The organism is Deltaproteobacteria bacterium (genome assembly GCA_016183235.1).
Classification (GTDB): domain Bacteria; phylum UBA10199; class UBA10199; order DSSB01; family JACPFA01; genus JACPFA01.
The window spans coordinates 22,824-45,520 of sequence record JACPFA010000038.1 but is presented as its reverse complement, the minus strand read 5'-3'; the positions used below and the strand labels follow the sequence as shown (position 1 = coordinate 45,520).

General features: G+C 42.9%; 17 protein-coding genes. 6 read left to right on the top strand and 11 right to left on the bottom strand.

Annotated features, from left to right (window positions below; all coding sequences use genetic code 11):
- Positions 1-524 precede the first annotated feature (524 nt).
- The gene (locus tag HYU97_09570; GenBank protein MBI2336991.1) at positions 525-2,213 is read right to left on the bottom strand and encodes a hypothetical protein; all 1,689 of its coding nucleotides are present in this window, start codon (positions 2,211-2,213) and stop codon (positions 525-527) included.
- Between the two features lie 173 nt (positions 2,214-2,386).
- Here HYU97_09570 and HYU97_09565 point away from each other — a divergent pair, with 173 nt between their 5' ends.
- The 3 genes from HYU97_09565 (at position 2,387) to HYU97_09555 (ending at position 4,367) form a co-directional block, all read left to right on the top strand.
- The gene (locus HYU97_09565; protein ID MBI2336990.1) at positions 2,387-3,634 is read left to right on the top strand and encodes a hypothetical protein; all 1,248 of its coding nucleotides are present in this window, start codon (positions 2,387-2,389) and stop codon (positions 3,632-3,634) included.
- A gap of 104 nt (positions 3,635-3,738) precedes the next feature.
- Positions 3,739-3,978 (top strand): Arc family DNA-binding protein, encoded by a 240-nt coding sequence (locus HYU97_09560; GenBank protein ID MBI2336989.1) that lies wholly within the window; start codon positions 3,739-3,741, stop codon positions 3,976-3,978.
- Entirely contained in the window at positions 3,975-4,367 is a 393-nt protein-coding gene (locus HYU97_09555) for a type II toxin-antitoxin system VapC family toxin (GenBank protein ID MBI2336988.1), read from the top strand. The genes HYU97_09560 and HYU97_09555 overlap by 4 nt, the downstream gene beginning before the upstream one ends.
- A 19-nt stretch (positions 4,368-4,386) precedes the next feature.
- Here HYU97_09555 and HYU97_09550 read toward each other — a convergent pair whose 3' ends face one another.
- The 4 genes from HYU97_09550 to HYU97_09535 all read right to left on the bottom strand — a co-directional run bounded on the left by HYU97_09550 (position 4,387) and on the right by HYU97_09535 (position 7,460).
- The gene (locus HYU97_09550; GenBank protein ID MBI2336987.1) at positions 4,387-5,055 is read right to left on the bottom strand and encodes a hypothetical protein; all 669 of its coding nucleotides are present in this window, start codon (positions 5,053-5,055) and stop codon (positions 4,387-4,389) included.
- 120 nt (positions 5,056-5,175) lie between these two features.
- Positions 5,176-5,817 carry a lipoyl(octanoyl) transferase LipB gene (gene lipB, locus HYU97_09545; GenBank protein ID MBI2336986.1) on the bottom strand — a complete coding sequence of 214 codons (642 nt, stop codon included), beginning with the start codon at positions 5,815-5,817 and terminating at the stop codon, positions 5,176-5,178.
- On the bottom strand, positions 5,795-6,883 hold the full coding sequence (locus HYU97_09540; protein ID MBI2336985.1) for a metallophosphoesterase: 1,089 nt from the start codon (positions 6,881-6,883) through the stop codon (positions 5,795-5,797). The genes lipB and HYU97_09540 overlap by 23 nt, the downstream gene beginning before the upstream one ends.
- Before the next feature lie 4 nt (positions 6,884-6,887).
- Positions 6,888-7,460 (bottom strand): CDP-alcohol phosphatidyltransferase family protein, encoded by a 573-nt coding sequence (locus HYU97_09535; GenBank protein MBI2336984.1) that lies wholly within the window; start codon positions 7,458-7,460, stop codon positions 6,888-6,890.
- 271 nt (positions 7,461-7,731) lie between these two features.
- Between HYU97_09535 and HYU97_09530 the strand changes: the two genes are divergently transcribed.
- Positions 7,732-8,421 carry a hypothetical protein gene (locus HYU97_09530; protein ID MBI2336983.1) on the top strand — a complete coding sequence of 230 codons (690 nt, stop codon included), beginning with the start codon at positions 7,732-7,734 and terminating at the stop codon, positions 8,419-8,421.
- A 62-nt stretch (positions 8,422-8,483) separates the two neighbouring features.
- Here the strand turns inward: HYU97_09530 and hflX are convergent, their stop codons facing one another.
- The 6 genes from hflX to HYU97_09500 all read right to left on the bottom strand — a co-directional run bounded on the left by hflX (position 8,484) and on the right by HYU97_09500 (position 20,130).
- Positions 8,484-9,809 carry a GTPase HflX gene (gene hflX / locus HYU97_09525; protein ID MBI2336982.1) on the bottom strand — a complete coding sequence of 442 codons (1,326 nt, stop codon included), beginning with the start codon at positions 9,807-9,809 and terminating at the stop codon, positions 8,484-8,486.
- Between the two features lie 8 nt (positions 9,810-9,817).
- A complete protein-coding gene (gene dnaE, locus HYU97_09520; protein MBI2336981.1) occupies positions 9,818-13,249 on the bottom strand; it encodes a DNA polymerase III subunit alpha in 3,432 nt (1,143 codons plus the stop codon).
- Between the two features lie 5 nt (positions 13,250-13,254).
- Positions 13,255-14,787: a glutamine-hydrolyzing GMP synthase gene (gene guaA / locus HYU97_09515; GenBank protein MBI2336980.1), complete on the bottom strand. Its 1,533-nt coding sequence runs from the start codon at positions 14,785-14,787 to the stop codon at positions 13,255-13,257.
- A gap of 92 nt (positions 14,788-14,879) precedes the next feature.
- Positions 14,880-16,352 carry an IMP dehydrogenase gene (gene guaB, locus HYU97_09510; GenBank protein ID MBI2336979.1) on the bottom strand — a complete coding sequence of 491 codons (1,473 nt, stop codon included), beginning with the start codon at positions 16,350-16,352 and terminating at the stop codon, positions 14,880-14,882.
- Between the two features lie 296 nt (positions 16,353-16,648).
- Complete coding sequence (locus HYU97_09505) at positions 16,649-18,544, bottom strand: HAMP domain-containing histidine kinase (GenBank protein ID MBI2336978.1); 1,896 nt, start codon at positions 18,542-18,544, stop codon at positions 16,649-16,651.
- Positions 18,541-20,130 carry a thioredoxin family protein gene (locus HYU97_09500; protein MBI2336977.1) on the bottom strand — a complete coding sequence of 530 codons (1,590 nt, stop codon included), beginning with the start codon at positions 20,128-20,130 and terminating at the stop codon, positions 18,541-18,543. The genes HYU97_09505 and HYU97_09500 overlap by 4 nt, the downstream gene beginning before the upstream one ends.
- A 303-nt stretch (positions 20,131-20,433) precedes the next feature.
- Here HYU97_09500 and HYU97_09495 point away from each other — a divergent pair, with 303 nt between their 5' ends.
- Entirely contained in the window at positions 20,434-21,711 is a 1,278-nt protein-coding gene (locus HYU97_09495) for a Glu/Leu/Phe/Val dehydrogenase (GenBank protein ID MBI2336976.1), read from the top strand.
- Between the two features lie 76 nt (positions 21,712-21,787).
- Positions 21,788-22,651, top strand: coding sequence for a DNA integrity scanning protein DisA nucleotide-binding domain protein (locus tag HYU97_09490; GenBank protein ID MBI2336975.1), 864 nt, complete (start codon positions 21,788-21,790; stop codon positions 22,649-22,651).
- Positions 22,652-22,697 lie beyond the last annotated feature (46 nt).

Sequence of the window (22,697 nt, the reverse complement as noted above, 5' to 3'; positions counted from 1 at the left end):
GATCTCTCGAGTCTTGACCCCTGTCAGAGGGCCAAAGCGCATGCTAAGCGAGTATTGAGGAAGTTTTCCCATAGTTGTAGTGATGCCTGGGAAGCTGCTGCTAACTTAGCTGTGGATGAAGCCTTAGAACAATGCAGTGGAAATGTTTATGCAAGTTGCGAGATTAGCTCTTATGATAGCTATGTCCACGAGTCATGTGAGGATGGTACCCAGTTCATCGGCTATGAGACAGAGTACTACCGCACGTGTCTTCTTAGAAACATACGTCCGTAGTAGGCTAGAAACAATTTTCATCCAGGCATGCTAATGGGATCCATTAGCATGCCTTTTTTTTCACCTTAAGAGCCAGCATGAGGCTCCATAATATCTAACAGGGATGCTGTGCTATCAAGATCAACCCCGGGCTGCACCCCCTTACCTTTAAACATATGAAGTTTAAATTTCTTTTTGGATTTTACTTGGCGGTTTTGCATGACTCGCTGAGCTAGAGCCTCTTCAACAAGCTTGGTTAAATAGAGTTTATGCTATTCTGTTTCATCTAAGGTATCTATCAAATGAGGATCGAATCTTAGTGCAAGGTCCTTGGGTAGTTTGGCTAGTAAAGGTAATTGATTCTGATCAATCAAACTCCTCACAAGCTTTAGATAATCAGCCGCTGTTAACAGGTCAGGCTTTTGAAAAGCAATTTCTGTTAATACCCGAACTAAATGTGGGTTGGCTAATAACTCTTGAATGATTTCAGGGCCAAGCAACGCCGGGTTATCTTTTGCCAGTTCGTATAATCTCCTGCCATGGCTTTCATCGGCATAAAAATCGGTTTGGCGGATCCAGGCTAAAATGTCTTCTGCTACTAAATATCTACTTTTGAGATCATCAAACATAACATCTGCGTAGTGCCCTCTTGCTAGGGCACGTTCAACCAGGCCTTTAGCCAAAGGCTCTACCCAAAGATTTCTACGGAGGGCCTGTCTTTTTAACCAGGGACTTAGCCCCGAAAGAAGAATTCTATCGCCTTTTATCAATGGCGTTAAGGCATTTTCTAGGTGAACATTACATTCAAATGCATCCACCAATCGATCACCGAGTTCACGCAGTTGATCCGGATATTGCAGAGCCACAAGTTGTTGGAGGGCTGTCGATTCATTTGCGCCGATCTGGAGTTTTATGCTAAGCCAATCATTCGTTAAATCATAGTATTCTTTGGGGTTGGGTAATTCCACAAATATCCTGTAAATATGTTCGATGGTAACATATTCTGGATGAGTGTTGAAAATGTAACCCAGCACCCTAATGGCATTGAGGGTTCCTTGGCCAATAAGATGATCGATAATGGATGTTGCCAAATCAGGTCGTAGTCTTGCAAGCTCTACTAAGACCTGTGTTGCCCTGCTTTTTCGCAAAAGGGCGACTAACGCTTCAACATGCGTCATTGTAACTTCATCGTGGTGATCTCTTACGTAATTGAGAACATCAGCGCAGACGCTATTACTATCCCTCTCCTTTTGAATCAACGTTGACAATACATCGTATGATGTTGCTTCTACTACTTTTACGTTTGGTGTTTTTGTTTGTACTCGGGTTGATGGAAGGCCATCATCAACTTGAACGGAAGCAGGCTTCGCTTTGAGAAGCTCTTCTTCAGCTGCAGCTAGAGCTTTTCTAACAATCTCACCAGGGTCCCCCCACCTTTTTAGAAACTCAGCCTCTGTTGGAACTCGAGCTCGAGCTACCTTGGGGCTTTCCATTTGGACCGCAAGATTCGCTTTGAGCGGTACTTTAACGGCAACGTATGCCACTGGACCTGCAACCATGGCAATATTCGCAGCGGCAGCCCCGGCATCTTCGACTGTATTTACTCCTGGAAGCGGTGTAAAATAAGGAACGTCAATCCCCAGGCCTTCGTTCACAACCCAATACAAAACTCCACCACTTACTGCATTGGCAGATCCATAAACAAACTCATTGATACCGTCTATATGTTCCAAAAAACTACTACGGGGGGAAAAAATTTTCCAGGCAATATGAAAGGAACCTGCAGCAGCATTCTCCAGCCCTTTATAAAACCCTTTCCCAAACTGATATCCAACATCGGCAACATCACTAGCCACACCAACAAGAGCGGCATCAAACGCCATGGCCTCTCCCAAATCACTAGCTTCTTTTACGGAATCACAGACGGGTTGTGATCTTCCCTCAACTTTATAACAAGACATAACGCCCCCTTTGTAGGCTTGTCGGCCAGCTTGGTGAATAGTTTGGGTAAAACCTTTAAACAGAGTAGGTTCTGCATACTACAAGTATACAGTTTGAACCTCGCAACAACTTAAGTAAGCAACTTACTCTTTCCTTTCTTGCGATAAAAGTTTTTGACAGCAAAGGAGGCAATATGCCAGAGGTGAAAGTCGGTTCTTCGCCTGCAGTGACCTATACACCCACTACACCCACAGATCAACCGGCAGCTACTACGAATACCGCAGACACCGTAAACCCGCCGGGTGGATTAACCCATCCACAACCTGCCGCACCGCGGATGCCTAACGAAGGGCAACTCCGAGCAGCCCGTTTTGGCAACTCGGCAGCCTACACGAACCACGCCGGCGGACCGCAAGATACTGCACCGCCGCAACCTGGGACGTTACGTAAGGTCAGCTACAGAAATACCGCAGAAGCCATCAAGAATTTTGGTGCCGCCGTGAAGGAGGCGACACAAGGCGGACGAAAGGTTCTCGTCATCTTTGGTGAATATTGGTGCCATAACTGTCACGAGCTTCGTGATTGGGCCACAAACAATGGAATAGATGTGATTTACGTGGGTAGTGAATCAAACAAAGACCCCACATATTTATCCGCACTAATGCCCAATATTCTGGGCAACCCGAAACATGTTTCAAATCAGGGCATAGAGCAGGCCGAGAGGGGCATACCGGTCGCATTTGTCTTAGATCCTAAAGATACCAATCCCGTTACCATCTCCGCAAAAAAACGGGGGGTTCTACCTGATCGGAGTAAAGGCCCCCTTGTCGATTTTCACAATCTCTCTTTTGATTCGATAGAAGTACTAGTTGGTGCAGGTGATGATTCAAAAAACTGTATCCGCAACTTGATAACTTCACCGCGGGTTGAATTCGGTCTTGAGAATGTTCCTCCCGACCAGTTAAAAGAACTATTAAATACCAATGTCGCATCGGAAGGCTTAAAAAAGATCCTCCGGCAGCCCGGGCTATCAAATCCCAATGATGACTTTCTTATTTCTTCTATGATGCGCCACTATGGCGAACTCAAACAGGCGATCCACTCGGCGCCACAAGACAAACCGATATTTATCGCCCTGGTTCCACAGTTGCAACAGCCCGAATCCAAATGGTCGGAGTCCAAACCACGATGGGACTCATATGTCAACAAGCAGGTTGGAGATGACAAAAGTACCTATATTGTGTTCCCTATGAACGAGGCAACTAAGGCTATCATTAGCAATCTAGGAGTTCCCAATGAGGCGCGGGATTCGCAAGATATACTCATCGTCCCGTTACGCCTCGAGGTTGTGAAAAATCTTTTCATGCACAACATACCAACACATGACAAACGCTTCCATGATATTCCCCCTGGTAAGGGGATAATGCACCTTGCTTTATGAAGATGTAAGTATAATGGGAAGCATCAAAACCATCAGGGGCTTGATCTTTTTCTTTAAATGCATTATGGTTCCATAATGAAACCATTTTGTAAAGGAGGAAGTTCATGGCTACTATCACTCTTAAAAATTTGCCCAATCTGCTGCATGAAAAACTAAAAGCACAAGCCCTACGTCATCACCGCAGCCTTAATAGTGAAATTATTGCTTATTTAGAGACCAACTTTAAAAGTCAAAAGATTGATCCAGATTCTCTGTTATTGCGTGCCCAAAAACTTAGAAGTAGGATCAGGGGCTATATCAAAAATTCAGATTTGGTAAATCTTAAGAAGCAAGGGCGGCCATGATCGTCGTTGATACCAATATCATTGCCTATCTCTGGATCCCAGGGGAATTCACTTCGCAAGCCGAAAAAGCTTTTAAAAAAGACTCCGATTGGGTTGCTCCCCTGCTTTGGCGCTCAGAATTTCGCAATGTATTGGCTACTTATTTACAACGCAAACTTATGACTATCGACATAGCCTTAGCCTTAGCAAAGGAAATAGAAAGTTATTTTCGTGGAAAAGAATATGCTGTTTCCTCAGAACAAGTTTTATTGTTAGCCCAAGAATCATCATGTTCAGCTTACGATTGCGAATTTGTCACACTTGCTAAAGATTTAGACCTCCGCTTACTAACCACCGATAAAAAAATACTCAAAGCCTTCCCTCATATTGCCACGACTCCCGGTAAATAAGTTGGGTTCAATCTTTTTGCTAATCTTTTTGTGAAATGTCTTTTGATCTAGCATCAGTTGCTCTGACCTCGCAGTCAGTCCATGATGGATCAACTTGTTCCGGGCTTACAAGCGAGTAACAAGCTAAAGCTGCTTCTGGCATAAGAGTGGCCTCTACTTCTGAATGCAGATTTCGAATATGAGCGTTCTTTTCTATTTCAATGGATCCTCCGCCTTCAACAGCAGCACTGCCGAGCAAAACATTTGCACCGACAATGGCTGTTCCCCCTTCTTCAACAAAAAGGCTAGTTCTGGGTTCGGATATTCCTGGTGACAAAGTGAGAAAGCCACCATTTTTAACAACCACACGAAGAGGCCGATCACTGCCTTCTTTAATTTCTACAAATTTTCCTTTTTCAACAATGAGTGTAGGTGGTTTTTTCCAAAGTGGATTAACACGATAATTGTCTGCTTTTAGCGTCTGATAAACCCTTTTCCAGGTTTCTCTCCTCTCAGATGAGGTTAGCTCGCCGACCTTTCCCCCACCTTCTAGATGCTCACCATCAACCTGATCGACTACCTCTGTAGCTAATTCCTTGGCTTTATTAAAAAGATCTGATTTTGCCTCATTATCTTTTGGCTTCAGATGCTTTAGGGCCATGTTTGCTATTAAAATTGGGTCGTAATCTTTTGTTTTGATCGTTGCCATAGCTTTCCCCCTTGCTAAGCTTATCGGCCAATCCACCAAAATAGTTTGGACGAACCTCTCAAAAATCATAGATTACGTATACGTAATGTATACACTTGCGGGGTCAGAATGACAGCTATTTTAAAAATAATAGTCCAATGCAGCAACCAAACTTTGGGTAACTCGTGGCAATAAGATGGGCTTGGCAAGTTCTTTGGATAGGGAAGTAATTTGATAACTCTCAGGCATGCCGCAGGGATTGAACCAACTAAATGGGGTCAGGTCATTATGAACATTAATGGCTATGCCATGCATGCTTACCCCTTTGTGGATGTGGAAACCAAGCGAGGCGATCTTTTTATGACCTACAAAAATTCCGGGCATGCCTTGGATTGTTGCGCCCTTAATTTGAAACTCCCGCAGCACAGCCATAATCGCCTTTTCGACGTTTTTGACAAATTGTGGCACCGATAATTTTCGATCACTCAGCGAAAAGATAAAATAAACCACTAATTGACCGGGGCCATGATAAGTCAAACGCCCTCCCCGATTGGTTTTATAAACCTCAACACCTTTTGCTTGGTAATAAGCGGGGGTAAAAAAGAAATCGGCACTAGAAGTTTGCCGTCCCTCTGTAATCACGGGTGGGTGTTCAACGATCAATAATCTATCTTTGATTTTACCAGAAATTCTTTCTGCCAAATATTCTTGTTGAAGACTCAAGGCTTCCGGGTAAGTTTTTAACCCTAGTTTAATAACCTCAAAAGACCTCGGCAAAGACATCGCTCTTCCCTTTCCATTCACGCAAAAACCCTTGCGGGGGCTTCCCCTCTTCTTGGTCAATGTGCACATAGGTCAGCCGCTTGGCCCTGCCCAGCGAACCCAACTCTAAGCTGATTCGCTCATTCCAAGTGCCGGTGTTAAAATAATCTTTACCCGGAGAAAATTGGCGATGCACGCAAGCGTGGGTATGGCCAAAAACTACAATGTGAATATCTTGTTTCGAAAAAAGAATTCTTTTAGCTTCCCGATCGAGTTTGGGGTGAATTGGCGCTTCTTTAATAATTTGCAATGATTGGATTAAATTTATCTTCTTGGCGGGATTGGGTTTAAGATGAAACCAAAAAAAGAAAAATATAAATTTTAAAATAGCCTTGATGGCAAACCAGGTATCATGAATAAAGGCCCAGCGATAATAAGCCCGCATCGGATAGATTTTGTCGAAATACGGGCGCTCTTTTTTGATTTCGTTTAAATAGTGAATAATGAAAAAACTGCCAAAGGGCAGATTAATAATAGGCTCCGGGAGTTTTTTGGTTAAAAAATATTGGCTTCGATCATACCGGTTATCGGCATAATATTGATTGCCATGCTCGATATACACCCCATCTTCTTCATAAGATTCCATGCGAAAGTCCACTTGACCCTGCAATCTTTTCCGAAGCGCCGCTTGCACCCCAGGCCATAATAGCCCTGGATCATGATTGCCTAAAATAAAAATGACCTGATGGTTTGGGCTTTGGGAAAATTCGGCTAATTTATCAAAAAGCTCACTATGCCCATGCAGAATGCTCATGGTCTTATGCAGGGCATCGGCCTCAGTGATAAAATCGGTAAAACGATTACGATAGTCAATTTGCAATAAATTAAAAAAATCTCCGTTTAACACCAGTTCAACGTGTGCATTTTTAAAAGTGTCTTTGAGATAATAATCCATCAGGGCAATAAATTCGCGATCGGCATCAAAGTCTTCTATTAAATTAGTAGATCCATCGGGGTTTCTTCGCCCCTTGCCTAAATGAAAATCGCTAACGATGACTTTGTATTTTCTATTTTTAAAAATGCCCATGAGTTTAGGTGTTAAGAATTTTTAGCCCTTTTTGGGTATACTGTAGGCCTGATAAAACAGTGGTTAAAACCATGATCCACATGATCCATTGTAATCCAGGGTAAAGCCAGGGTTCAATAGGTTGTAACCAGGCAATCCTTTCTTGCCCCTGAAAGGCCTTTAAAAAGAAGCCTAAGGCCGTGAAAAGCTGAAAAAAGGTATTCAACTTACTCAATTGAGTGGCTGAAAAATTAAAGACCTTGGCTTGGGCCTTTAAATAAAAAATGCCCAATACAATCCATAAATCGCGCAAGATAACCAGGCAACTCACCCACATGGGGATAAAGCCCGTAAGCCCTAAGGTTAAATAGGTCGATAACATCAAAATCTTATCGGCCGCTGGGTCCATGATGGAACCAAAGCGGGTTTTTTGCTTAAAGTAGCGGGCTAGTCCCCCATCCACCACATCTGAGATCCCCGCCAATGCAAAAATGATAATGGCTAGGCGGTATTGGCCCTGAATGAAAAAATAGAGATAAAAGGGAATTAAACAAAGCCGAAAGATGGTAATCAAATTAGGCAAGGTTACCCATGTCATAAGGAAATTTTAACCTTTCAAGCAGCTTAGGTGTCTTTAAGGGCGGTAGGCATGTTAGTATACGTTATTTATATTTGCTATTTATAAAAAATATTATTATGGGCTTGTTGAAAAATGTCATTCCCGCCCCTGCCTGCGCAGGGGTAAACTCCGGCGGGAATCCAGCACTTTTTAAAATCACTGGATCCCTGCTGGAGTTTACCCTCGACCTGATCGGGGGCAGGGATGACAGAAAGTGAGTTTTTCAACATTTCCTGGAGGTCAATTCGTTATGAAAAATTATTACTCTTTGGGGTTAAGCGTAGCTTTCGTTGCTGTGTTAGCCATGGTTCCCCACAATGCCCTTTCTAAAAAAAGTAACCTAGCATATCCAAGTTGTTCTGAAAAAATGAGTGTAGCGGTCGATACCTTTAGAACCGAAAATATTTCCATCGATTGGAATGATTTTTCCATGAATGCCCGCGATGTGGTGGTGAATGAATTGGTCAATTCGGGCTGCTATCGGGTGCTGGAACGGGGTGGTTATTCGGTAAGCCAAGGCTTTGAACGGGAGCAATACCTGCGCCAAACCCACGCTAAGCCTGGGCAAAACGTAGCTCGCTCCAAAGACGTAAAATTAGCTGGCAAATTAATCTCCTTTGCAATGACCGGTGCTTCTAAAGATAACATTGGTGGTACTATAGCAGGCTTAGGTGGTAGTTGGGGTGGCTTTGGTTTTGGTCGGATTAGCCCGAAAGCCAGCAAATTTTGCATGACCTGCCGTATTTACGACAGTTCAACTAGCGAAATCATGGCTAGCGAACAAGTTTGCAAGAGCAAAGTTGATTTTCGCATTTCAGGTGGTGGCGGCGCAGGCTTTGGGGTTGGTGGTGATTTCTTTGTAAAGTCACCTTTAGGTCAAACCATCGCTTCAGCCATTCATGACTGCTCAGTAAAACTGACGAATAAGATTGCTTATTAATTCTTTGTCATTCTGAGCAAAGCGAAGAATCTTCCACTTCGGATTACGAAATGGAAGATTCTTCACCCTGCTGGGTTCAGAATGACATTCATCTTTTTTATTTTTAGACCTATTTGAGATTCAATTATTTTTCTGAATTTGGTGTTTAGTGACACTTTGAATTGTATACCTTCTTTTTGGTCTTTTCTTTCTAAAACTCGGCCACATTCGTAAAGCATAGGTAAAACTTGCATTGCGTCGTAAGGTACCTGAAATTGGTAAATCTTTTCTCGAGTCGATAAAGCATCATCGATGGCCTGCACTAGTTCATCAAGCCCTTGTTTGTTAAGGCTTGAAATTAAAATCCCATTTTTGGTTTTAAATTCTGGGGCTAAATCAACTTTAGTATAAATATTTAAGCTGCGTTTGCGGTGCAAATCCATTTCTCGTAAGACAAGCCGCACAACTTGCGCTTGTTTTCTCCAATTGGAATTTGAAACATCAATCAAATGTAAAAGCAAAGTGGCTCGCGAAACCTCTTCAAACGTTGATTTAAAGGCCTCAACTAATTCATGGGGTAAACGACTGATAAAACCCACCGTATCGGCCAATAAAATCTTGCGGCCGGAAGGCAGGCGATATCGGCGAACCGTGGGATCAAGGGTGGCAAAAAGTTTGTCTTCGACTAAAACTCCCGCTTGAGTCAGGGTGTTGAGCAAAGTTGATTTGCCCGCATTGGTATAGCCAACAATCGACACAAGGGGGATGGGCACGCTTTCGCGTTGCGCGCGATGTACGGTTCTCGTTTTTTTAATTTGTTGAAGTTCTTTACGAATGTGGGCCATCTTTTCGCGTATCCGGCGGCGATCGACTTCGAGTTGAGTTTCACCCGGCCCCCGCACGCCAATACCCCCTTGTTGCCGGCTAAAATGTTCCCACATACCCACTAATCTTGGCAGGGTATAGAGGCACTGTGCTAATGAAACTTGCATCTTACCTTCTTTGGTTTTGGCGTGTTTAGCAAAGATATCAAGAATTAAACCCGTACGATCGACCACTTTAACTTTAAGGGCCTCTTGTAGATTTTTGTTTTGGGCCGGGCTCAATTCTGTATCAATGATCACCAGGTTGCACTTACGGGAGCAAAGGGCTTGAGCAACTTCGGATATTTTCCCCTTCCCTAAAAAAGTTGCTGGATGACTCGTTTTTAAATCTTGAAAGGTTTGGCCTACCACCTTGGCATCGGAAGTTTGAGTGAGATTTTGTAACTCGGTCAGAGAATTTTCACACTCCTCCCGGGTGGTATTAGGAAATTTTACTCCAATTAGAAAAGCTGCTTCAAACATAGTACCAATCGAGATTGCCACGGCATCATGGATCCCTGCCTTCGCAGGGATGACATTGCTCACAATGACAGTTAGTGTAAAATCACACTATCTGTCCCAAATAGGTCCTCTATTTTTTGAATAAAAGTATCATTAATATCAACCGACAACTCGCTGGGTAGAGACAGAATGGTTTCTTGTTGCCCTGGAGCCAAGAGGTGCAAATAGGCTGGGGTATGACCAGGATAATCTAAAAGAATCTTTTTAAGTTGTTCCAAGGCGTGCTGACTCGCTAAAATTTTCTCGATTTTAAAATGAATGCTTCGAGTTTTCAATAAACGAACTTTATCTAAGGGTAATATTTCTTCAGCAATAATTTTTATATTGTCTTCTCCGGCATCTACCCGACCTTTAACAAAAAGCGGAATATCCCCTTCTAAAAATCGCACAGCGTTTTGATAACACTCGCTAAAGACAATCACCTCTAAAGAACCGGTTAAATCCTCTAGATTAACAAACGCCATTTTTTTGCCTTGCTTGGTGCGAATCATTTTTAAACTACTCACCACCCCGCAAATAGTTACCTGTTCTTTGTCTTGGGCCTCTTTTAAATTTTGGATAGAATATTTTGTTAAATTTTTAATTTGGCCTTGGTAACGTTCTAAAGGGTGGCCCGTAATATAAAAACCTAAGGCCTCTTTTTCGAAGGTTAAGCGCTCTTTTTCACCCCAGGGTTTTACGCGTGCCAAAGTTGGGCTTTGAGTAAACATATTGACCTGCCCCACGGTTTTTTCCATTTGGCGTTTATTGCCCCATTCCAAGGCCCCATCTAAGTTGGCAAGCATTGAAGCCCGATCGGCATCGATGCGATCAAACGCACCGCATTTAATTAAAGCCTCGAGGACTTTTTTATTAACCTTCCGTGTGTCAGCCCATTCACAAAGGTGAAAAAGGTTGTTAAATTTACCAACCTTTTCTCGCACTTCAATAATAGCCGTAATAGCTGCATCCCCTACCCCTTTGACTGCTGCCAAACCAAAACGTATCTGCCGATCTTGATTGACTGAAAAATAACGATAACTTTCGTTGATATCAGGCGGCAAAAGGGTCATGCCATGTTCTTTACAATCGTTGATGTAAATTAAAATTTTATCGGTATTGCCCATTTCGTGGGTAAGCACGCTCGCCATATACTCAACGTTATAATGGGTTTTTAAATAAGCGGTATGATAAGAAACGAGGGCATAGGCCGCACTATGAGATTTATTAAAACCATACTCAGCAAATTTAGCCATCAAATCAAAAATCTTTTCAGCCTTTTTTCGAGGGATATGATTATCGGTAGAGCCTTTCAAAAAACGTTCCCGTTGCTTGGCCATCTCTTGGGTTTTTTTCTTGCCCATGGCCCGTCTTAACAAATCAGCTTCGCCTAACGAAAAATTGGCCAACACCGCTGCAATCTTCATGACCTGTTCTTGGTAGAGGATAACCCCGTAGGTGTCACTTAGGATGGATTCTAATTGTGGCAATTCAAAAGCAACTTTTGTTTTACCGTGTTTGCGATTGATAAAATCATCCACCATGCCACTTCCCAAGGGGCCAGGTCGATAAAGGGCCACCAACGCAATCAGGTCTTCAAAACGGTTGGGTTTAAGGCGAACCAGCAGGTCTTGCATGCCTGAGGATTCTAATTGGAAAATCCCCAAAGAGTCACCACTGCAAAGTTGTTCATAAACTTTAACATCGTCTAAAGGGATTTCATCAAAATGAATGTCGATATTTTGAACGCGTTTAATAATTTTGCGTGCAATATCTAAAACGGTTAAGGTCTTAAGCCCTAAAAAATCAAACTTAACGAGGCCGATTTTTTCAACGGCCTTCATATCAAACTGAGAAACAATTTCATCGTGAGTGCCATGATAAAGTGGCAGGTATTCGGTTAAAGCTCGATCACCAATCACCACCCCAGCCGCGTGGGTTGAGGCATGGCGGGTAAGGCCCTCCAAGGTTTTGGCGATTTCAATGAGTTGACGAATCTGCTGATTGTTTTGCAGCAATTCTTGCAGGGTCGGCTCTTCTTTCAAAGCTTGTTCAAGCGTAATATTAAGGGCATTGGGAATGAGCTTTGCAATACGATCGACTTCCCCATAGGGAATATCCAACACCCTGCCCACATCGCGCACCACGGCTTTGGCTTTGAGTGTCCCAAAGGTAATAATTTGTGAAACATTACCATATTTCTGCGTAACATATTCAATGACCCGGTCTCTCCCCTTCATGCAAAAATCAATATCCACATCGGGCATACTAATGCGCTCGGGGTTTAAAAACCGTTCGAAAAGTAAGTCAAAGGGCATGGGATTAATGTCGGTAATGTTGAGACAATAGGCAACCAAAGAACCTGCCGCAGACCCGCGCCCAGGGCCAACCGGAATACCTTCACTTTTTGCAAAATTAATAAAATCAGCAACAATAATAAAGTAGCCGGCAAACCCCATTTTTAAAATAACAGCAAGCTCCTCTTCAATTCGCTTTTGATAAATCTCATATTGGCTTGCTTGTTTTTCAGCAGGGTATTGATGTTGAACCTTTTCCCAACGATGGCTAAATCCAACTTGGGTTCTTTTGGTTAAAAGTTCCTCGGTGCTTAAATTTTCAACAGATTCGTATTTAGGGAAATAATATTGATCAAAGGTAAATTTAAATTCGCAACTTTCAGCAATTTTTTGAGTGTTGGCCAAGGCCTCCGGCAAATCTTGAAAGGCTTTTTGCATGGTTTCAGGGGATTTTAAATAAAATTGGTCGGTGGTAAAAACCGCTCGATCTTCTTCTTCTTTGAGAGTGCGCCCCACTTTAATACAATGTAAAACTTGATGGGCACTCTGGTGTTGCGCCAAAAGATATTGGCAGTCATTGGTAGCCACTAAAGGAATGCCAGTTTCTTGGCTTAAACGAATTAACTCAGGGCGCAATAATTTTTCTTGGGGCAGACCATGATCTTGAATTTCTAAAAATAAGCGATTGGGGTAGAAGCTGGCCAACTCTTCAAGTGCCGTTTTTGCCAAGTGAGGGTTTTGTTCAAGCAAATGGTGGTGAGCTTCTCCCTTCAAAGTCCCCGATAAAGCAAAAAGCCCTTCGTGGTGTTGGGCTAGAGTTTGTTTGTCTAGGCGTGGTTTGTAATAAAATCCTTCGAGATGAGCGATCGTCAGCAATCGACATAAATTTTTATATCCAACTTCGTTGATCACCAACAAAACTAAATTGGCCAAAAGACCATCTTTACGTTTTGTTTCTTTTTGTTGAAGAGCCCCTTGAGTAAGATAATAAATTTCGGCGCCTAAAATGGGTTTAATACCCGCTTTGATGGCCGTCTCGTAAAACTCAACCGCCCCAAACAAATTGCCTGAATCTGTGATAGCCACCGAATTCATGCCTAATTGTTTAACTTGCTCAATCAGGCTATTAATTTTGATAGCCCCTTCGAGCAAGGAATATTGAGAATGAACATGGAGGTGCGTAAACACTTAGGCTACTCCCATTCAATGGTTGAAGGCGGTTTGGAAGAGATATCGTAAACGACTCGATTAATTCCACTCACTTGATTAATAATTCGGTTACTCATTTTTGACAGTAAATCAAAAGGCAATGGCACCCAATCGGCTGTCATACCATCGGTGCTCTGCACACAGCGAATGGCCAAGACATTGGCGTAAGTCCTTTCATCCCCCATCACGCCCACTGATTTGACCGGTAATAACACCCCAAAGACTTGCCAAACTTTATCATAGAAACCCGCCGTCTTAATTTCGCTCACGATAATATCATCGGCTTCTTGCAATAAAGCAACACCTTCTGGCGTCACCGGCCCTAAAATCCGTACGGCAAGGCCTGGCCCAGGAAAGGGGTGCCGATGCGTTAATTCTCGACTAATCCCCAAAGTTTCGCCAACCCTCCTAACCTCATCTTTAAAGAGTTCCTTTAAGGGTTCAACCAATTTAAATTTCATATTTTTAGGCAAACCACCCACATTGTGATGACTCTTAATGACAGCCGACGGGCCTTTAAAAGACACACTTTCAATCACATCGGGATACAAGGTGCCTTGGGCCAAAAATTGTGCTGCAGCAAATTTTTTTGCTTCTTCTTCAAAAATAAAAATAAATTCATTACCAATAATTTTTCGCTTCATTTCGGGATCAACAATGCCGGCTAATTTTTTTAAGAAGCGAGCACTGGCATCTACATAATGCAGGGGGATATGAAAATTTTTAGCGAAAGTTGAAATAACCTTTTCAGCTTCTTTTTTTCTCAGCAAACCATTGTTGATAAAAATACATTGGAGTTGATCACCAATGGCCTTGTGAATAAGCACGGCAGTGACCGTAGAATCTACACCCCCTGAGACCCCGCAAATCACCTTTTCATGCCCTACTGTTTTGCGAATTTCTTGTAGAGTACGCTCTACAAAAGAACTCATGTTCCAATTGGGGTTACACCCAGCGATTTTAAATAGAAAATTTTCTAAGATGAGTGCCCCTTCTTCGGTATGACTAACCTCAGGGTGAAACTGCAAGGCGTAGATTTTTTTAGCTGGAAAGGCCATGGCCACAATAGGCGCATCAATACTTTCCGCCAACTTAATAAAATGGGGTGGCAAGGTTAAAATCGAATCGCCATGACTCATCCAAATCGTACTCGAACTCTTCATCCCTTCAAAGAGCCCGCTAGGCTCGACTACTTTGAGGGTAGCCCGGCCGTATTCTCGAAATTGAGCCTTGGCTACGGTTCCACCGGCAAGCTTCGTGAGGAGTTGCATACCATAGCAAACCCCTAAGAGCGGAATGCCTAGATTGAGTACCTCTATTGGGAGTGAAGGTGCATCATCACCTAAAACACTGGCGGGACCTCCTGATAAGATGATGGCTTTGGGAGCAAATTCAATTATTTTAGCAAGGGGGTAGTTATAGGGTTGTATTTCCGAATAAACATGAAACTCGCGGATTCTTCTAGCGATGAGTTGGGTATACTGCGAACCAAAATCAAGGATTAAAACTTTGTCCATTTTGTCGTTCTTGTCATCCCCCGACTTGTTCGGGGGATCCACTATCATCAATAATGGATCCTCCGGTCAAGCCGGAGGATGACAGCCATAATTTATTCCCCGTGGTAGTAATTGGGAGCCTCTTTGGTAATCATCACGTCATGAACGTGGGATTCTTTTAATCCTGAGCTGGTAATCCGCACAAATTTTGCTTTTTGCCAAAGCTCGGGGATATTTTTGGCACCTAAATAACCCATGCCTGCTTTGATACCCCCTACTAATTGATAAATGGTATCTGAAAGTGGCCCACGATAAGGCACCACCCCTTCAATACCCTCTGGCACAAATTTATCACCGGGTAGATTGGCTTCTTGAAAGTATCGGTCACTCGAACCCGCTGACATGGCACCTATAGAACCCATGCCGCGATATACTTTGTAAGTGCGCCCCTGATAAAGTACCCGTTCGCCGGGTGACTCATCGGTGCCTGCAAATAAACTGCCTAGCATCACGGCCGACGCCCCTACGGCTAGGGCCTTGGTGATGTCGCCAGAATATTTAATGCCACCATCGGCTATAAGAGGAATATCAAATTCTTTGGCTACCTTTGAGCACTCCATAATGGCACTGATTTGCGGCACGCCAACCCCAGCCACTACTCGTGTGGTGCAAATACTTCCGGGCCCAATCCCTATTTTAATGCCATCGACCCCGGCTTTTGCTAAATCACGAACCGCATCTGCCGTCGCGACATTGCCAGCCAAAACATCCATTTGTGGAAAAACTTTTTTAAGTTCTCGCACGGTGTCTAACACACCCTTGGAATGACCATGCGCCGTATCGACCACCAAAACATCACAGCCAGCTTGAACTAGAGCGTTCGCCCGCTCTAAGGCTTCTGCCCCCACCCCTACGGCCGCACCCACTACCAAACGGCCTCGGGCATCTTTAACGGCTTGAGGATGGGCCTCAGTTTTTTGAATATCTTTGATGGTGATCAAACCTTTAAGATTGCCTTGTTGATCAACCACTAAAAGTTTTTCGATGCGGTGTTCATGAAGAATTTTTTTAGCCTCTTCTAAAGTAACCTTTTCATTAACCGTCACTAATTTTTTGGTCATGACCTCTGAAATAGGTCTTTCTAAATTAATTTCGAATCTTAAATCACGATTGGTTAAAATCCCTACGAGGCGCTTGCCTTCGGTAATAGGTACCCCCGAAATATTATTTTCTTTCATGAGCTCAATCGCCGCACGGATTTTTTCACGCGGTTCTAAGGTGATGGGATCTAAAATCATGCCCGATTCACTCTTTTTTACTTTTTGAACTTCAGCACTTTGAACTTGAAGGCTCAAGTTCTTATGAATAATCCCAATCCCACCCATCTGAGCCATGACAATGGCGGTTTTTGATTCGGTTACCGAATCCATGGCAGCAGAAACCAAAGGGATATTTAAGGTAAGTTGCTTGCAAAGTTTAGTGGATAATTCAACGTCGCGCGGCAGACATTCGCTATAGTTAGGGACTAACAAAACGTCGTCAAAGGTGAGGGCCAGTTTGAGTTTTTCGGGATTGGGGTCAACCATTTTTGATTATTAGACATTTTTTTACTTACAGTCAACCTCATTCCTAACTTCTCATTCCTAACTTCTGTAATGCCTTAAGTTTAGGGGTTTAGCTTTCCGAAACCCTTTGTGCGAGAGCGACGAGTCATGAGCGCTTAAAAAACGTATGGTTTGTTGAAGTTAGGGTATGACCAGAGGGAATACACTAACTTCATACAACCCAACGTTTTTTAAGTGTGAATACGAGGAGTCCTTCGCCAAGCCTCAGGATAAACTCCGCACGGGTTGAGGAAAGTTAAACCCCTAAACTTAAGGCATTACACTTGCGCATTATCCACTGGGATTTGCCTGGGAATTTCTACTGTAAACTGCGACCCTTGCCCTAAATCACTGTCGACCAAAAGCCGTCCACCATGAAGTTCTACAAACTGCTTAGTTAGAGCTAGCCCCAACCCTGTGCCCTGATATTTACGTGTATGAGAGCTATCAACTTGATGAAAGACATCGAAAATTTTGTTTAAATCTGCTTTGGCGATACCAATCCCAGTGTCTTTAACTTGAATAATAAATTTGTTTTCCGAATAATGGGTGCTTAAAATGATTTTCCCCCCTTCAGGGGTAAATTTAATGGCGTTAGAAAGTAGATTCAACAAAATCTGTTTCATCTTTCGCATGTCGGCATACATTAGGGGCAAGTCCTCTGAAATAATGAGGTCAAGATTAAGACCCTTTTTATCAAGGAGTGGAATAACCGAATTTTTAACATCAACCGCAATGTCGTTTAAATTAAGCGGCTCTAGGTTAAGCTCCATTTTGCCAGCCTCGGCCTTGGCAAGATCTAACACACTATTAATGAGCCCCAAGAGGTGCTCGCCATTTTTCAAAACTTCTTTTAGGCTATCTTTTTGATCATGATTCATTTCCCCCAACACCCCTTCTAATAAAAGTTCAGAAAACCCAATGACGGCAGTTAGAGGGGTCCGCAATTCATGGCTCATCACGGCCAAAAATTCACTTTTGATTTTATTGGCCCTCTCTAGTTCCACATTTTTGATTTTTAATTCTTCAATGAGAATAGCACTGTCGATGGCAAGGGCGGATTGATCGGTAAAGCTTTCTAAAATACCCACGCTTGATTGATCAATAAATTCGTGGATGCTTACCCCCACGAGGGCTCCAATAATTTTTCGTTCAGCAACTAAGGGGGTAATCACAAATTTTTTAAAACCCATCTCTTGTTGAATTGCATTGGCACTATTTTCCAAGAGCGCAGGTTCTATGCCTACGACAAGTTCAGATAATTTTTGTCGAAAGACAATACGATTGCGCTTGATCGCTTGAAAAATAGAGTTGGCATCGAGATTAGGTAACTCTAATTCTTTAAGTGAAACCCCAAATTTTTCTTCAATGAGTTGAATATAGGGATTGCCCTTAGGCACATGAAAGCGAATATTCCCTTCCCGTTTGTCAACCAATACCAAAAAACAAACTTGGTAACCCAAACCTTCAATAACCCCGCTCAAGACATTTTGAATAACATCTTCTAAAGATGTAGCCCGTTTAATGGTGCGACTGATGCGATTAAGGGCTAACAATTGTTTATTGCGAACTTCTAAAGCCCTTTCTTTAAGAGAAATAAAATAATAACTAATCTTGACCGCATAAACGATAACCGGGATAAAAACGATGGCTAGGCTCAAGTTTAAATAGTGGGTTTGAGGCAACCAAGCCATCCAGGCTGACGACGGTTGAGGATAAACAAAGCGTGGAATCCATTGATGGTGAATCCCTAAAACTAAAATGGCATAAGACAAAACAGAAAATACGGCCGCTAGCAAGGCAATCCGTGGCGAATAAAACATCCCAGCGGCCGACACATAAATCATATACAAAGTAAAATAAGAGCTTTCGCCACCTCCGGTCATATAAACAACGAGGCTAATGCTCAATAAGTCGGCCAGCATCTCCAAGATAAAAGAAGTAAGAATATATTTATTTTGAAGAATATTATTGTAACAAATCCCCGTAATCAGGAAACTAAGGCTGATCATCAGCGGAATGACAGCATAAGATGCCCAAACTCCTCGAAAGTAAGTAGCACCTAACACCCAAAAAATCAAAAAAATGACTAAACGTAGTTTGCCTGTAAAGACATGTCTTTCTTTGTAGTCAGGGAGTTTAATGTCTTCAAGAATAGCATTGGCATTGATCATGGTATGGCTCGATTTTTTTCTAAAGCTTGATCCATGAGCGAAATTATTTTTTTCGGTTTAACACTACCCCCCATCACCGTAAGCTCGCCCATTCGATTGCCTTGATGATCTAAAAAAAGTATCGTGGGCATACCCACCACATTATACCGAACTTGGGCTTGCTCACATTCTAAGGTGCAGTCAACTTTAATCATAATGATGTCTTTGGCTTTTTGTTGAACCAAAGGATTGGAAAAAGTGCTGTGCTCTAATTCTAAACAAGGCGGGCACCAGTCTGCATAAAAATCAATGAGGATTGGTTTTTTCTCTTGGGCAGCCTGAGCCAAACCATCTTCTAAACTATGAATCCAAAAATCTGCCTGCGGGGTGTGAAAACCTAATGTCCTATAAAAAGTATACCCATAAAAGAAAGCGGGAAACAGGAGGGTTATCGCAACTGCATTTTTTAAAAGCCGAACCCAGGGACCCTTTAATTTTTTGTAAACTCGGCCATAGGCATTGGCTAAAACAAAAAATAAAAGCCCCATGCCTAAGCCATAGCTAAGCAATAACGTGAACCCAAAAAATTGACTCTGCTTTTTTGCAGCAATAATGAGAAAAGGCCCCACCAAAGGCCCAACACAAGGAGAAGCAACCAACCCAAAGGTCAGCCCTACTAAAAAAGCACCGTGGTTGCTGTTCCCCCCTAATTTTAAGAGACGGTTCTGTAAAACAGTAGGAAGAGCCAAGTGAATCCAACCAAAAAGGCTGAAGGCAAACAAAAGAAACAACCCTGTGATGACTAGCAAAAAAATACGCGACTGAAAGAGAAACCCAAGGCTAAGCCCCAAACTCGCGGCCAGCAAACCCAACAAACTGTAAGAAACCGCCATGCCTAAAAAAAGAAAAAAAAACCGCGCTCCGTGGCGCACTCCATTTTGCAGTGCGCCTACATAGGCCATGGTGAGCGGAATAATGGGCAAAACACAAGGGGTGAAGCAGGTCACCATGCCCGCCAAAAAGGCTAACAACAACAACAACCCACGATTGAGGTCTAAAAGTTTGTTGGGGTCAACCTCCTCCAGGAGATTCCAAACTTGATCAAAAAAAGAAGGCTCCGAATAATTTGAAGTGAGTGCACCTGACCCCTTGGTTACAAATTGTAGGGGAATAGATAAATTTTGTTTAACCGGGAGGTAACAAAATTCGTCAGAACATCCTTGATAGCGGAGTGTGCCTTTCAAGGTATGCAGACTTGGAGTCATTTGAGCATTGGCGGTTAATTTTACGAGAATAGAAAAATCGGAAAGATAGGCCTTAGTTTTTTTACCAAATAATTTATCAAAATGATCTTCGGGTGGAGGCAATTCAATTTTAGCCGATAGAAAGTTAGGCAATGGATCTAAGACCAGAGAAGTCTTTTCGTGGTAAACAAAATACCCTGGGGGAACCGTGATTCGAAACTCTAGGGTTAAAGCATCCCCCACCACCAACTGCTTAGGGCTATCGTCTAAATTAAGGCTAAAGGGGTTTTGATCAGGAGGGGTCGCTAAAGCATAACTTGAAAAAAGAACAGCCAATATTCCCAAGAGACATTTTTTAAACATAATCGAGAGTATTTTAATGATTTTCAGACGTTATACAATAGGAAACTCTAAAATACTTTATCATGCAAAGTTGGCAGGACTCCGTTGAGGGAGCCGTCAGCGGAATCGCCGGGGCCCCCAATGAGAGCTAGCGGGTGAGGAAAGCCGCGGAGCTTTGCTCCGCGGAAGGCTTCCCACCCGCTAGCTCCATTAGGGTCGGCGATGGAGCGTTGGCTCCCTCAACGGAGTCCTGCCAACTTTGCATGATAAAGTATTCGTCAAATTAGTTTTCATTATTTCTAAAATCAGGCACAATAGAAGGTAATGACTGAACAATTTAACTTTAAAGAATGGGACGACCCCTTTTTTAAACAGGTCCAACACCAGTTTGAAATTGCCGCCAACCATTTAAATTTGGATCGGAATGTTTTTAATCGGCTCCGTGTCCCAGACAAAGCCATGTTGGTAAGCATCCCCTTTCGTATGGATGATGGGAGTGTGCAGGTTGTGCCCGGTTATCGGGTCCAGCATAATGACACCTTGGGCCCTTACAAAGGAGGCATCCGCTATCATAAAAACGTTTCTTTGGGTGAAGTGGGTGCGCTCGCCATGCTCATGACTTGGAAATGCTCGTTGGTAGGGTTACCCCTAGGTGGGGCCAAAGGCGGAGTTTGTATTGACCCCACGCCTTTAAGCCGGCAAGAATTACAGCGACTCACCCGCCGTTACACAACCGAGTTTATCAATTTTATCGGCCCTGAGGTTGACATCCCAGCCCCTGATTTGGGGACCAATGAACAAGTGATGTCGTGGATCATGGATACCTATAGCCAGTTGAAGGGCTATGCCATTCCTGAAGTCGTAACCGGAAAACCCGTCGTAATCGGTGGCTCAGTCGGGCGAAAAGATGCCACCGGTTTTGGCTTAGTGTATACCCTCCTTGAAGCCATTAAATTTCTAAAGTTGAAAATTGATGAAGACACCAAGGTCATCATACAAGGTTTTGGTAATGTAGGCAGTGCGGTTTGCAAAAAAATGATTTCATTGGGTTGCAAGGTCGTTGGGATCAGTGATGTTTCAGGTTGTTATTTCAATGCTCAAGGGTTTGATTACATCTCTCTTGAAAAACACCTTTTAGAAAATAAATCTTTAAAGGGATTACCTGGTGCAGAGGTCTTAAACCTCAAAGAATTTTTTTCTTTGGATTGTGATGTCTTTGTTCCTGCCGCTACTGAAAGTACCATCGATGCCAAAGAAGCCAAATTATTACGTTGTAAAATAATTGTTGAAGGAGCTAATGGCCCTCTTACCACAGCGGCTGATCAAGTGATTGAGGATCGTGGGGATATTTTTCTTATCCCTGATATATTGGCCAATGCCGGTGGCGTGACGGTTAGTTATTTTGAATGGGTGCAGGATATACAATCCTTTTTTTGGGATGAACACGAAATCGATAAAAATTTGCATAAAATTATGTCCAAGGCTTTTCAAAATGTTTATTATTTTTCTGAAAAAAACAAAGTTAATATGCGAATGGCAGCGTTAATGGTAGGCATCGAAAAAGTAAAAACAGCCATGTTACTGCGAGGCATGTTCCCGTAATGTGTCATTGCGAACCCGTGTCATCCCGGACTTTATCCGGGATCCATGATGGTCAAGCAATCTAGATTGAATTGATATGAAACTCATCAACAAAGTCATTTTGAAAAACAGTTTTGACATTGCCAAATCAATCAAAGCTGGCTTTGTCTTTATTCATCTTGACGTTTTAGGTGACTATACCCCTCCCGAAAAGACAGGCGGTTTTCAATTGGTGGTGGTTAGCGAGGCTCAAGGCCCAGAGCTTGAAGTCATTCAAAAGAAATTTTCTCACGTGGTTACCTTGCCAAGGGTCAATTTGGGTCGAACGGGTTTGGTTAATGTTGCCCTGGCTTATGCCATCTTTACCAATCTTATCAAAAATGGAGATAAAGTTGTTTTTGTGGCGGGAAACCATGAAAATAAACTGTTTGACCGAATCTTATATTTTGAAATCGGCAAAGAATATGAAGGCATTAGCAGCAAACAGGTCTTGGGGCTTTCTAAAACGGTCAATCCAGCCATTGTAGAAAGATTACTTAATTTAGCGATGGAATTGGCCGCTAAAGGCCGCGAAGGGAAAAGAGTCGGCACTATTTTTGTCGTGGGCGATCATGAAAAAGTTTTGACCTTGAGTAAACAGCTTATCATTAACCCCTTCAAAGGTTATGAAGCCAAAGACTGCAATATTCTCAACCCTGATTTACAAGAAACGATCCGTGAATTTAGTGCATTAGACGGTGCTTTTATTATTGCAGAAGATGGCACCTTGGTAACCGCAGGTCGTTACTTGGGGGCCTCAGGGTCTAATACCGAGGTGCAAATTGGTTTGGGCAGTCGACATGTGGCGGCGGCTGGGATAACGGCCTTGACAAACGCTCTTGCCATCGTTATTAGCGAATCCACAGGAAATATCCGAGTATTTAAAGAAGGTAAATCACTCCTCGAAATCGAACGTCCATAATGTCATCCTCCGCGAAGGCGGAGGATCCATAGCATAAGGAGAAAAA